Source organism: Noviherbaspirillum aerium, assembly GCF_008929045.1.
GTDB lineage: Bacteria > Pseudomonadota > Gammaproteobacteria > Burkholderiales > Burkholderiaceae_D > Noviherbaspirillum > Noviherbaspirillum aerium.
In genome coordinates this window covers 96,260-108,655 of record NZ_VFAH01000007.1, presented here as the reverse complement: position 1 = coordinate 108,655, position 12,396 = coordinate 96,260, and the positions used below count along the sequence as shown (strand labels likewise).

Genomic DNA, 12,396 nt, shown 5'->3' with positions numbered 1-12,396 from the left:
AGGATGCCAGGGGTTCCCTGAACGTCATGCCGGCTCCTCCTTACAAGGTTTGGATGCTGGCAATTCTAACAATAAGGAGAAAAGGAGGAGAAAGAATATGTCCGGCGACGCTCATGCGGAATTCGCATGAGCGTCTGAAGCGGTCTGAAGCGCCAAGGAGGTGCGCCTGCGGACCTGGCAGCCGCTTGCAAGCTGCTCGCAAGGTAAGGAAAGCCCCTCCCCTTTCAAGGGGGAGCGCAGGAGGGGGATCGGTCCTGACGGCATGCGCTGAAGCCGCCCCGGCTTCGAGGCGCAACTCGTGCGTTGCGAACCCGGAGCCCCATGCGGGCGGCGAGACAGGGAGAGCAGGGCACGACACCTGCCGGCGCGGACCAGCCTCTATCGCCCGGCAAGCCGGGAATCGCACCATCACACCATCGGCGGCTGTCCGTTCGATGCGGTCAGCCCGCCGTCGATCGGCAGGTTGACCCCGTTGACGAAGCGCGCATCGTCGCTGGCAAGAAAGGCGATCACGCCCGCGACTTCCTCCGGCTCGGCACCGCGTGCCATCGGAATTCTTTCCTTGAACTTGGCCATGATCTCCGGGTCGGCGTACATGTCTTCCGTCAGGTTGCTGCGCGTGAGGCTGGGGCAGACCGCGTTGATGCGGATGCCGTCCGGACCATGGTCCATCGCCAGCGCGCGGGTGAAATTGGTGACCGCGCCCTTGGCCGCGTTGTAGAAGCTCAGGCCCCAGTCGCCGCCCAGCCCCGATACCGAGGACACGTTGATGATCGAGCCGCGGGTCTTGATCAGTTCCGGAATGGCGACGCGGCAGCCGTAGAACACGCCGTCCAGATCGATGGACATCACTTGCCGCCAATCCTCGACACTGGCCTCGGTGACTTTTCCCTCGGGAGCGACGCCGGCATTGTTGACCAGAACGTCGAGGCGCCCGAAGCGCTGCAGGGTATCCTTCACCAGGCCTTCCACATCATCGAGACGCGACACGTCGGTGACGCGCACCAGATTTTTCCCTGGCGGCAATTGCGCGGCTATCCCGTCGAGCTTTTCCCTCGTCCGTCCCGCGAGCACCACCAGCGCGCCCTCCGCGGCAAAGCGTTTCGCGGTGGCCGCGCCAATGCCCGATCCCGCCCCGGTAACGATCACCACCTTTTCGGTAAATCTGTTCATCTTGTTCTCCGTGTTGTGCTTGTGCGGTTGTTGCCCCTGCGTCGCAAGGCATCCGCCAGATGGATGCAGGCGCGCCTTCCAAGTTCCGCGCACCGATGCCGGCAAGGCAAGCATGTACGCCCATGTATCGAAGGATGCGTCATTGAAAGAAGAGGTAAAGATGAACCTTGGACCGTGCAAAGCTTTCTATACTGCTGAGCAGGAACCTCTTATTTTCAAGAAGGAAAGGTACTCCATGAACAAGTCGCTATTCGTTGCAAGTCTGTTTGCCGTTACCCTCGCCGCCCATGCGCAAAGCCCCGCCAGCGGGTCTGCGGGTGGCTCGCCAAGTGCCTCCGGCACATCCGCGGCCACACCGCCGTCATCAGGTTCGGCGCAGCCTGGCGGTCCGCGCGGCTCCGCCGACAAGCCGCACCATGGTCGTCAGCATGGCCAGATGGATGCGCAGAAAATGATCGAGCATCACATCACCAGCCTCGATACCGACAAGGACGGCAAGGTATCGCGCCAGGAATTCCTGGCGCGCCAGTCGGAAGCCTTTTCAAAGGCCGATGGCAATGCGGACGGGTACGTAACGAAGGAGGAGCTTGCGGCTCAGCATCAGAAAAATCATGCCGAGATGGCTGCCTCGCGCGAAGCAAGGCGTGCTGCACGCGGCGGCCCATCGGCCGAAGGAGCAGGGTCCGGTGCCGGAGGCTCTGCGGCGCCTGGCGCATCGGGCGGGACCAGGTAATACCGATCCCGAATCATGACGCACCATGAGATCGATGAATCTTTCCGGCTGGCGAAGCCGATGCGCGCTGTCGGTAATCCATGGCCGGCTCGGCGCCCCGGCTATGGATGACGAGCGCAGCGCGGGCAGGCGGAAAAAGACGCGATCTATGGGATGGCTTGGATTGATACGAGGCCGAAGTAAGCCGAAACCCCGGTGAAGCCGGGCAGCTTCACTGCTGCAGCAGACGGGTTTTCACCAACTGTTCGAGCGCAGGCGACGTTGCTGTCGCGGTACATCCGACAGCCCCGGCGCCGCCTTGCGCTCCCAGCACGGTGGCCGGTATCGCGCAGGCATTGGCCGCCACCTCGAGCGGCGCCTGCACGGTCAGCGGAATGCGGGTCGCTTCCACATTGAGATTCTTCGCCACCTGTGCTGCCACCGGCTTGATATCCACGATCAGCAGAACATCATTCTGTGCCATGCCGGCATTCGCCGCCGGCTGGGCATGCGCTGCCGCGCCGATACCGCCCAACAGGACGGACAGCGCTAGGAGCAACTTCTTCATGGCATTCTCCATAGGGGGAGTGGTTATCCATTCAATATCGTTGCTTCCCCGCGCCGGCACAGCAGCTTTTACCTCGAGTTACAAGCTTGCGGCATCGCAAGCAGGCGGGCCGCAGGCAGGCGAAGTCGGTCATCGCCGATGTATTTGTGCGCATAGGTCAGGCAATTTTTGCGCATTGCCCTCCGCACCTGCAGATGACAGGCCAACGCTTACCGCGCCCTCTTGCCCGACATCGTGTCGTAGACGGTATCGAAGTCGCGCTGCATTTCGATCAGCTGTTCTTGCTGGGCAGTCCTCACGAGGCGCTTCAGCGCATCCCTGAACAGGTAGGCATCATGTTCGGAGGTGCTTGACGCCAGCGAAGACACCAGCAATTCGATCATTTCATCGGATTGGTTCATGCTCTGGTACCTGTAAATTGTCCTGCGATCCGGAAAGCAATGCGCATGCCAACGGATTATCTGTGCTTGCAAGACTGCAAGCCGCATCGGCGAGCGTCCATACGCTTTCCTTGTTCCGTAATGAGTGGCGGACTTCCGGAAAGCGGTTCCCGACTGAAACCGAATGATCGTTCTGAAAAGAAAGACAAAGCAAGACTAAATTTGGTAAAGTGTCCAGGCCTTTTGCGCATCTGTCATGATCATGGCAAGTGCCGGACTGGCCAGGGTGCTTCGTCACCCCGTACCGATTTCAATAACAGGCGGCACACCAGATGCCGCCCGCTCGCTTACCAAAGGAGACATCTTGCGCAAGCCCATCTTCGCATTGACCGCACTGGCCATCGGTGCCGCCATCGCTATCGCCGGCCCCGTCCATGCACAGCAGAAATACCAGCCTGAATACCGCCTTTCCACCGTGCTCGGCACCGCCTTCCCCTGGGGCAAGGGCGGCGAGCGCTGGGCCGAACTGGTCAAGGAAAAAACGCAGGGCCGCATCAACATCAAGATGTATCCCGGCACTTCGCTGGTGGCAGGCGACCAGACCCGTGAATTCACCGCGATTCGCCAGGGCGTGATCGATCTCGCGGTCGGCTCGTCGATCAACTGGTCGCCGCAGGTCAAGGAACTCAACCTGTTCTCGCTGCCTTTCCTGCAGCCAGACTACCGCTCGGCCGATGCGCTGATGGCTGGCGAAACCGGCAAGATGATTTTCAAGGCCATCGAGAAGAACGGCGTGGTGCCGCTGGCCTGGGGCGAGAACGGTTTTCGCGAGATCAGCAATTCCAAGCGCGAAATCAAGACGCCGGCCGACATGAAGGGCATGAAGTTCCGCGTGGTCGGCTCGCCGCTGTTCAATGACACCTTTACCGCGCTGGGCGCGAATCCGACGCAGATGAGCTGGGCCGACGCCCAGCCGGCGCTGGCCTCGGGCGCGGTCGACGGCCAGGAAAATCCGATCTCGGTCTTCCTCGGCGCCAAGATCAGCTCGGTCGGCCAGAAATACCTGACCCAGTGGGGATACATGAACGACCCGCTGATCTTCGTCGTCAACCGCAAGGTCTGGGAAAGCTGGAGCAAGGAAGACCAGGAAGCGGTGCGCGCCGCCGCCATTCAGGCCGGCAAGGAAGAGATCGCGCTGGCGCGCAAGGGACTGAGCGGCACCGACAATGCGCTGTGGAAGGAAGTCGAAGCCCAGGGCGTGAAGGTGACCCGCCCGAGCGCGGCAGAGCTGGAAGAGTTCAGGAAGCTGACGCGCCCGGTCTACGACAAGTGGTCCAAGACCATCGGCGTCGACCTGGTCAAGAAGGCGGAAGCGGAGATCGCAGCCCGCAAGTAAGCCTCCCTGCACGCAGTGGTGTTTCGCCCTTGCTCCCTCCGGGAGCCGGGCGTTCACTGCATCAAGCCGCTCAATGGAGCGGCTTTTTGTTACAGCCCATCACGACGCAACGACAAGACAACAAGAGCCTTTCATGAGTGACCTGCCAGACAGCGCGCAAACGCGCGGAGAAGCGCCGCCGCGCGTACCGGTAAAAATCGAGGAAGCCTGCGCCGCCCTGGCCATGGCATTGATCTGCTGCATTACCTTCGCCAACGTGCTGGTGCGCTATTTCACCGATGCTTCGTTCGCCTTTACCGAAGAATTTTCCATTTTCCTGATGGTGGTGCTGACCTTGTTCGGCGCCTCGGCCGCCTTCGTGCGCGACCAGCATATCCGCATGACCTTCATCACCGAACGCCTCTCGCCCGGCGTGGCGCGCAAGGTGGAATATTTCGTCATGCTGCTCAGCGCGGTAATGTTCGCCGTCATCGCCTGGTATGGCAGCTTCCTGTTCTGGGACGACTGGCAGTACGACACCACTTCACCCGGCATCGGGATTCCGCAGTGGATCTATACCATCTGGCTGCCGCTGCTGTCGGCGCTGATCTGCCTGCGCGTCATCGGCCGCCTGATCCGCCTGGTCCGCCAGCCGGTCCAATCCGGCAACTCCGTCGACGGAGGCGCAGCATGATCGCCGAAGGCAGCCTCATTCTGTTCCTCGGCTTCGCCCTGCTGCTGGCCATCGGCGCGCCGCTCGCGGTGGCGCTCGGCGTAGCCGGCACCGCCGTCATCCTTATCGAAGGCCTGGGCATCATGTCGGTGCCCACCAATGCTTACAACGGCATTGCCAAGTACCCCCTGCTGGCGCTGCCGGTGTTTGTGCTCGCCGGCATGATGTTCGAGCGCGCCGGCGTTGCGGTGCGCATCGTGCGCTTCGCATCGGCGGTGGTCGGCAAGCGGCGCGGCGCACAAGGCATTGTCGCCATCCTGGTCTGCATGTTCCTCGGCGGCATTTCCGGTTCCGGCCCGGCCGATGCGGCGGCGGTCGCCATGGTGATGATCCCCAGCATGCTCAAGCAAGGCTATCCCAAGGAATTCTCGGCCACGCTGATTGCCGCAGCCGGTTCCACCGCCATCCTGATTCCGCCGTCGGTGGCGCTGATCGTCTACAGCGTGCTGGTGCCGTCGGCCTCGGTGCCGGCACTGTTTGCCGGCGGCGTCATTCCCGGCATCATGGCCGGGCTGGCGCTGATTCTGCCGACGCTGTATTTCTCCTGGAAGAACGGCTGGGGCATGGATGACGGCGAGGAAACACCGAGTTTCTGGGAAAGCTTCAAGGAGGCGATCTGGGGCTTGCTGGCGCCGGTCATCATTCTCGGCGGCCTGCGCACCGGCATCTTCACGCCGACCGAGGCGGCGGTGGTCGCGGCGTTCTATGGTTTCTTCGTCGGCGTCTTCGTCTATCGTACGCTCAGCCTGCGCAAGGTCTATGAGGTGCTGGTGGAATCCGCGGAGATTTCCGCGATCGTGATGCTCATCATTTCACTGGCAGGCGTGTTCGCCCACGCCGGCTCGACGCTCGGCGCCTTCGATGCCTTCGCCAGTCTGCTGCTCGGCTTCACCAGCAATGAAGCGCTGATGCTGACCATGATCACCATCATGCTGCTGGTCGCGGGCATGCTGCTCGATGCGGTCTCGGTCTACCTGGTGTTCCTGCCCATTCTGCTGCCCATCATGGCCATCTACAAATGGGATCCGGTCTGGTTCGGCATCATCATGACGATGAACATGGCGATCGGCCAATTCACGCCGCCGATGGCGGTCAACTTGATGGTGACCACGCGCATCGCCGGCATCACGATGGAATCGACAGTGCGCTGGGCGCTGTGGATGATGGCATCGATGCTGCTGGCGCTGATCCTGGTCACCGCCTTCCCGCAACTGGCACTGTGGCTGCCGCAAAGTCTGGGATACTGAACATGACGCAAGACATTTTTTACATGAGCGCGACCGCGATGGCTTACGCCATTCGAGAAGGGCAACTTTCGGCGCGCGACGTCATGCAGGCCCATCTCGGGCGCATCGAACAGGTCAACCCGAAAGTCAATGCGATCGTCACGCTGCATGCGGAGCAGGCCCTTGCCGCCGCAGCCGCAGCCGACGAAGCGCAGGCGCAGGGCAAGCCGCTCGGTCCGCTGCACGGCTTGCCGGTCGCGCACAAGGATCTGCTGCCCACGCGCGGCATGCGCACCACCTACGGCTCGAAGGTGCATGAGCACAACGTGCCGAAATACAGCGCACTGATCGTCGAACGCCAGCAGCAGGCCGGCGCCATCAGCATCGGCAAGACCAACACGCCGGAGTTCGGCGCCGGCTCGCAAACCTTCAACGCCGTCTTCGGCGCCACCCGCAACCCCTACGACCTGAGCAAGACCTGCGGCGGCTCCAGCGGCGGTTCGGCGGTCGCCCTGGCCACCGGCATGGTGGCGCTGGCCGACGGCACCGACATGGGCGGCTCGCTGCGCTGCCCGGCCAACTTCTGCAACATCGTCGGCCTGCGCCCCTCGGTCGGCCGCGTGCCGCAGGTGCCGGCGCTCGACGGCTGGGACACGCTCTCGGTCAGCGGCCCGATGGCGCGTTCGGTCGAGGATCTCGCGCTGTACCTGTCGGTGATCGCGGGACCGGATGCGCGCGATCCGCTGGCCATTGCCGAAGACGGCGCACGCTTTCGGGCTTCATTGAAGCAAGACATGAAAGGAGCGCGCATTGCCTTCGCGCCGACCATGGGCGGCCTGCCGGTGGACAAGCGCGTGGTGGCGGCGATCGAAGTGCAGAGGAGGGTATTTGAAGACCTGGGCTGCGTGGTCGAAGACGCCTGGCCCGACATGCGCGACGCGCACGACATCTTCATGACCCTGCGCGCCTACGCCTTCGAATCCGGCCTCGGTGCAGTGATGGACCAGCATCCCGGCGTGCTCAAGGACACGGTGGTCTGGAATATCGAAGAAGGCCGCAAGCTCTCCGCCTCGAAACTCGCGCGCGCAAGCAAGCTGCGCACCGCGCTGTTCAAGCGCATGCATGAATTCATGCAGCGTTTCGATTTCCTGGTATTGCCTGTAAACCAGGTGCCGCCGTTTCCCATCGACCAGCCGTACGTGACCGAGATCGACGGCGTGACGATGGAAAGCTATATCGACTGGATGCGCTCCTGCTATCTGATCACCGCGACCGGGCACCCGGCGCTGTCGGTGCCTTGCGCGTTTACCGAGGATGGACTGCCGGTGGGGTTGCAGATCGTTGGACGGCATCAGGGGGAGATGGCGTTGCTGCGGATGGGGTATGCGTTTGAGCAGGCGACGGGGGTGGGGTTGAGAAGGCCGGCAGACATATGAACTCTTGCCTGGGAAAAGACTTGTTGCAGAATCAGGAATTTATTCCCGTTTCCTCATTGATGTCCATTTCCCGGCACCTTCAGCTCTCGCAACGAATGTACATTGGTCCGCTTAGGGTTCGAAAAAGTATCCTCTGTTTCTACGGACAGGTGGTAGATTGCCTCGATCAGTTCTTCTGGATCTACACAATCCCAGTCTTCCGCCTTCACTCCAAGCGCTTCCTCAACCTGGCAGATAGTAGGCTTCATGGTTGTAATCATTCAAGAATCTGTTGATTTTTCCGGAAGGTGTCAAAGGTCACTATGAGTGTCTAACAAAATTTGTTGGTCCAATGATGGATGAGATCACGCCGATGCTATATTAATGCACGCAAGCCCTCGGGCTTGCAGTATTTTATACTTTCCTCTCCATGATTTCGCCGTCTTCGCCTTTAACAAAGTTTCAACTCGCTTCGCTAGAGCGGTTTCGCCTTGACTTGCCAGCGGCAATCCGCTTCGACGTCGACTTGGCCAGTCCGGGCGATCTCGCTATAGAAGACGGCCAACCGCAAACTTCAGTTCGTTTGATGTGAGATTCGCTAAGCCGCATCAAGGGTCGAGCGGCGCGAAGAAATAATGCAGGTAAGGCGTGATATCCATCTAAGCGTAACTATCACGTGCCGCTTGCTACATTGCATCTCTTTCGTACGTTTGTATCATTTTCTTCAGTGCGCCTTGCCATCGCCATCTGATAGACGACGCTAAAGTCAGCAACTTTTATTGGATGGTTAATTGCAAGACAATTGCCGTCGATGATGGGAATTCATCCATGCCAATCCTACGTCATGACATGGGAGTGCATCCTTTTCCGCCCCGCCTATTGGTAAGCCTTTGACGATACGTTTATCGGTTATGAATACGGGCAATACAAATTCAGTAAATATTCTAATTTTCAAGATAGTCCTGTCTGCTTCAGTCCAAAATTTCCTAAATATACGAAAATTCGGTAAAGCGTTTTTAATCAATATCGAACTTCGGAATTTGTAACGTTCTATTTTAATGGCGGGCACAATATGAAACCGACGAGCTTACACGACAGGGTAAATGTAGAAGTAAGGAAAACCATCTGTGCATAAGCTTACACAACTCCTTTTCAAAAGATAAGAGAAATCTATTTATCTTTTTAATTAGATTTTTTGAGGATCGAGCAGGCCATTTATCTGCAAGGCAGACCCAATGTTGCGTCGGCAAAAGATCTTTCATATTTTTCAATGAAATACTTTCACCTTAACAATAAAATTGCACCATGGAGTGGCGGAAATAGAGGCGCTGCCGCCATTAAGATGAACTTTAATGCTGCATTGCGCCATTCTTTACATATAGCAATCGTCGCTTTGGATCATTCCTGTACGAGGATTTGCGAATAAATCTGCCCTAGAGCCTGTTATGCACCCCATAAAGGTTCTGGTTGCTGACGTGACCGGCTAATTCCAGTCCAGGTTGAGAGAGAATTCAACCTAGGAAAGGAACAAAAAGATGCCCCGCAAGAGTTTTACCCCCGACCAAATTATCGCCAAACTGCGTCTTATTGAAGTTGCCATGAGCAGCGGTAAGAGCACCGCCTTGGCTTGCAAGGAAGCTGGCATTGCCGAACAGACCTATTACCGCTGGCGTAAGCAATATGGTGGCTTACAACATGACCAGGCCAAGCGATTCAAGGAGCTCGAGCGCGAGAACGCTCGCTTGAAGAAACTGGTGGCGGAGTTGTCATTGGAGAAGGCCATGCTTAAGGAAGTCGCGTCGGGAAACTGGTAAGCCCCGAGCGACGCCGTCGTGCCGTGTGCATGCTGCAGGAGCAGCTTTGCTGTCTCAGAGCGACGTGCTTGTCATGTAGTGGGACAGCCACGGGCCGTGCAGCGCTATGTGCCAACGGTGCGTGCTGATGAGGATGCGCTCACGCAGGCCATCGTGGCCCTGGCGTCGGAATACGGCCGTTACGGCTACCGGCGCATTACTGCCTTGCTGCAATCGGGCGGCTGGCAGGTCGGACGTGACCGGGTACAGCGCATCTGGCGTCGCGAGGGGCTTAAAGTACCGAAGAAGCAACGACCCAGAGGGCGGTTGTGGTTCAACGATGGTTCTTGCGTACGCTTGCGCCCGCAACACCGCCATCATGTCTGGAGCTATGACTTTGTGCATCACACCACTGAAGACGGCCGTAGCCTGCGGCTGATGACACTCGTCGACGAGTTCTCGCGCCAATGTCTGGCCATTCAGGTCGGACGCCGGCTCAACGGCATGGACGTCATCGAAACGCTGGCTGACGCAATGCTCGAACATGGCATTCCGATGCATATACGGTCGGATAATGGACCAGAAATGACATCGAAAATGGTACGCGACTGGCTCGAAAAAGTAGGGGCAAAGACGCTGTTCATTGAGCCGGGTAGTCCTTGGGAGAATGGCTATTGTGAGTCGTTCAACGGCAAGCTGCGCGATGAGCTGCTCAATGGCGAGCTGTTTTACAGCCTCAAGGAAGCCCAGGTCGTAATTGAACAATGGCGTTGCCACTACAACACGCAGCGCCCGCATTCGTCACTGGGATATCGACCGCCCGCACCCGCTGCTTACCCATCGGAGCCCGTTAGATCTGCTCGACCTGAAAACATGCAGTAGACTTTAACTCTCTCACAAAAACTGGACTGGAATATCGGTCACGTCAAGAGGTTCCTATTCCTAACGCAAAACCGTATAACCCCTATTGCAGATCGTGCCATTAGTACACTGGCATCTCAGTCGTGGAAACGATGAAAACGACCATAACAAGGGATTATATAAAAGTGATTTGACGTAAAGCCTTTGTTCCCTCTTCCCTTGAAGGGCGAGGGAACACTCTTCACCAAGGCAAAACTGTTTCGCCCATCTGCTTAGATTATCAAATAGTCAGCCCCTTTTACGATCTGGATGCGGCCTTTAGCATGATCTACTACAAACCTATCTAAATCTTCTTCCGGCGACTTTACGTGCCGCATTCATGGGATAAGCGGGATACCACGAACGCACATTGATTTGTGGTGCGGAGGTATTCCTTTGGATAAACGATGTTCTTCCCAATGCGGGATTGCGTGCAGTTCTTGCCGTCAGATCATCCTCCTCCGAGATGCATAGAGCGAACGCACCGCTGCTGGCTGCATTATCTTTTCTGGTGCCATTCAGAATGTCGAACCGATGAATCTGCTGGGACTTTACGTCCCAGGCGCATTAAGTGTTTCAATTAGTTGCAACCTTGTCTCGGTTGCAACCGAGGATGTCGCCGCCCCATTTGTAATGATTTCTTGATGTTGCTCGCTGAGCCGCCAGTCCCCATTGATTTCAAGACCGATGAGCAAAATACTGATGCAAGTGTGCACCAGCCCAAACGGCAAGTAGTGTTCGTTGAGCACATGAAGAAGGGCGGTTATCGCGTCCAAAACTATTGGTGTGTGATTCTTTCTATAAAATGTTGAATCACTGTTTTTCAGCTATACATCATGCTCATCGCCACCCACTCCGGAAAGTTTCACGCCGACGACGTCTGGGCCGTCACCGTCCTCGATTTCGTTTTCCCCGGCTGCAACCTGGTCCGCACCCGCAACATGGACATCATTGCCGATGCCGACTTCGCCGTCGATGTCGGCGGCGTATGGGACCCGAAGGCCGGCCGCTTCGACCATCATCAGAAGGGATTTTCCGGCGCGCGCGAATCCGGGGTGGTGTATGCCAGCGCCGGGCTGGTCTGGAAGGAGCATGGGCCTCGCTGCGTGGCGCTGATAGCCCGGACACATGTTGCGCATGCATTGTCGGAGGAGAGTGCGCGCCAGATCGCTTATGCGATCGACGGCGATCTGGTCCAGTACCTCGACATGGCCGATACCGGCGCGGCGAAGAACGCGCCTGGAAGCTATGGCCTGTCGGCGGTGGTATCGGGCTTCAATCTCAACTGGCTGGATGAACAGTCGGCTGCCAGTCCTGCGGCGGCCGAAGAATTGCGGCTGGCACAATTCCGCCGCGCCATGGAGTTCATCAGGGATATCCTGATCAATGCCGTGAAATACCGCGTGAGCGGCTTGCTTGCGCTGGAGCAGGTACGCGGCGCCGAGCAGCTGGAACAGGGACGGCTGCTGTTCATCAGCAACAGCGCGCTGCCCTGGACGACGGTGGTGCGCAATGAGATGCCGAAGGTACTCTTCGTGATCAGCCACAACCTCGCCGAGCAGCGCTATATGCTGCACACCGTGCCGGCGGCGGTCGATACCTTCGAGGCACGCAAGGATCTTCCGGCTTCCTGGGCCGGTCTGCAGGGCGCCGAGCTCGCGGCGGTGACCGGGGTCGCGGATGCCGGCTTTTGCCACAACAATCTTTTCATTGCCGCCGCCCGCAGTTATGAAGGCATCCTGCGCATGGCGCGACTGGCGCTGGACGAGCCAGGCTGACATGGGCCTGCCGCATTGCGTCGGTAATCAAATTCCCCGCCGCGGCATGTCTTGTTAAAGATGCATGGCAATCCTGGCCAAATGCCTTCAGCAGCATGCCTCTTCGCTAAAGGACATGAGAAGCCGGCGACCTCTCGCTCAGCCAGCTTCGACATTTCTCAATATCACTTTCCGACCGAATATTGAATTCGGTTCAAGCTGATAGAATAGCCGGTCGCTCGGGCTTACCCACCCGGACAATTTTTCATGTGATGCATACGGGAAATGCATGCATCCTCATGCTTCCCCGCATCCTATTCCAACGATAACAACTGCCATCATTCAGCCGAACATTCTGGAGAAT

General features: G+C 58.3%; 10 protein-coding genes and 1 pseudogene. 7 read left to right on the top strand and 4 right to left on the bottom strand.

Annotation, left to right across the window (positions count from 1 at the left end; genetic code table 11):
- Positions 1 to 408: 408 nt before the first annotated feature.
- Positions 409 to 1,173 carry an SDR family NAD(P)-dependent oxidoreductase gene (locus FH061_RS12505; RefSeq protein WP_151636162.1) on the bottom strand — a complete coding sequence of 255 codons (765 nt, stop codon included), beginning with the start codon at positions 1,171 to 1,173 and terminating at the stop codon, positions 409 to 411.
- Between the two features lie 235 nt (positions 1,174 to 1,408).
- Between FH061_RS12505 and FH061_RS30435 the strand changes: the two genes are divergently transcribed.
- Complete coding sequence (locus tag FH061_RS30435; protein ID WP_192805038.1) at positions 1,409 to 1,906, top strand: EF-hand domain-containing protein; 498 nt, start codon at positions 1,409 to 1,411, stop codon at positions 1,904 to 1,906.
- A 211-nt stretch (positions 1,907 to 2,117) separates the two neighbouring features.
- On the opposite strand, the gene FH061_RS12495 is transcribed toward FH061_RS30435, so the two are convergent.
- Together FH061_RS12495 and FH061_RS12490 are read right to left on the bottom strand one after the other, a co-directional pair.
- A complete protein-coding gene (locus FH061_RS12495) occupies positions 2,118 to 2,453 on the bottom strand; it encodes a hypothetical protein (protein ID WP_151636160.1) in 336 nt (111 codons plus the stop codon).
- 209 nt (positions 2,454 to 2,662) lie between these two features.
- Positions 2,663 to 2,854, bottom strand: a complete 192-nt coding sequence (locus FH061_RS12490; RefSeq protein ID WP_151636159.1) for a hypothetical protein — start codon at positions 2,852 to 2,854, stop codon at positions 2,663 to 2,665.
- 343 nt (positions 2,855 to 3,197) lie between these two features.
- Between FH061_RS12490 and FH061_RS12485 the strand changes: the two genes are divergently transcribed.
- From FH061_RS12485 to FH061_RS12470, 4 genes are all read left to right on the top strand, one after another.
- Positions 3,198 to 4,229, top strand: coding sequence for a DctP family TRAP transporter solute-binding subunit (locus FH061_RS12485; protein ID WP_151636158.1), 1,032 nt, complete (start codon positions 3,198 to 3,200; stop codon positions 4,227 to 4,229).
- Positions 4,230 to 4,362: 133 nt separating this feature from the next.
- Entirely contained in the window at positions 4,363 to 4,902 is a 540-nt protein-coding gene (locus tag FH061_RS12480) for a TRAP transporter small permease (protein ID WP_151636157.1), read from the top strand.
- The gene (locus tag FH061_RS12475; protein WP_151636156.1) at positions 4,899 to 6,188 is read left to right on the top strand and encodes a TRAP transporter large permease; all 1,290 of its coding nucleotides are present in this window, start codon (positions 4,899 to 4,901) and stop codon (positions 6,186 to 6,188) included. The genes FH061_RS12480 and FH061_RS12475 overlap by 4 nt, the downstream gene beginning before the upstream one ends.
- Before the next feature lie 2 nt (positions 6,189 to 6,190).
- On the top strand, positions 6,191 to 7,603 hold the full coding sequence (locus tag FH061_RS12470; protein WP_151636155.1) for an amidase: 1,413 nt from the start codon (positions 6,191 to 6,193) through the stop codon (positions 7,601 to 7,603).
- 53 nt (positions 7,604 to 7,656) lie between these two features.
- Here FH061_RS12470 and FH061_RS12465 read toward each other — a convergent pair whose 3' ends face one another.
- Positions 7,657 to 7,851 (bottom strand): hypothetical protein, encoded by a 195-nt coding sequence (locus tag FH061_RS12465; protein ID WP_151636154.1) that lies wholly within the window; start codon positions 7,849 to 7,851, stop codon positions 7,657 to 7,659.
- A 1,266-nt stretch (positions 7,852 to 9,117) separates the two neighbouring features.
- On the opposite strand from FH061_RS12465, the pseudogene FH061_RS12460 reads away from it, so the two are divergent.
- Both FH061_RS12460 and FH061_RS12455 read left to right on the top strand, forming a co-directional pair.
- Positions 9,118 to 10,257, top strand: a pseudogene (locus FH061_RS12460) (IS3 family transposase).
- 854 nt (positions 10,258 to 11,111) lie between these two features.
- Positions 11,112 to 12,053, top strand: a complete 942-nt coding sequence (locus tag FH061_RS12455) for an MYG1 family protein (RefSeq protein WP_151636153.1) — start codon at positions 11,112 to 11,114, stop codon at positions 12,051 to 12,053.
- The last annotated feature ends 343 nt before the right edge of the window (positions 12,054 to 12,396 follow it).

Bases quoted from the DNA above. Each gene is read 5' to 3' on its own strand.
- FH061_RS12505 (WP_151636162.1), bottom strand. From the start codon at position 1,173: ATGAACAGATTTACCGAAAAGGTGGTGATCGTTACCGGGGCGGGATCG.
- FH061_RS30435 (WP_192805038.1), top strand. From the start codon at position 1,409: ATGAACAAGTCGCTATTCGTTGCAAGTCTGTTTGCCGTTACCCTCGCC.
- FH061_RS12495 (WP_151636160.1), bottom strand. From the start codon at position 2,453: ATGAAGAAGTTGCTCCTAGCGCTGTCCGTCCTGTTGGGCGGTATCGGC.
- FH061_RS12490 (WP_151636159.1), bottom strand. From the start codon at position 2,854: ATGAACCAATCCGATGAAATGATCGAATTGCTGGTGTCTTCGCTGGCG.
- FH061_RS12480 (WP_151636157.1), top strand. From the start codon at position 4,363: ATGAGTGACCTGCCAGACAGCGCGCAAACGCGCGGAGAAGCGCCGCCG.
- FH061_RS12475 (WP_151636156.1), top strand. From the start codon at position 4,899: ATGATCGCCGAAGGCAGCCTCATTCTGTTCCTCGGCTTCGCCCTGCTG.
- FH061_RS12470 (WP_151636155.1), top strand. From the start codon at position 6,191: ATGACGCAAGACATTTTTTACATGAGCGCGACCGCGATGGCTTACGCC.
- FH061_RS12465 (WP_151636154.1), bottom strand. From the start codon at position 7,851: ATGAAGCCTACTATCTGCCAGGTTGAGGAAGCGCTTGGAGTGAAGGCG.
- FH061_RS12455 (WP_151636153.1), top strand. From the start codon at position 11,112: ATGCTCATCGCCACCCACTCCGGAAAGTTTCACGCCGACGACGTCTGG.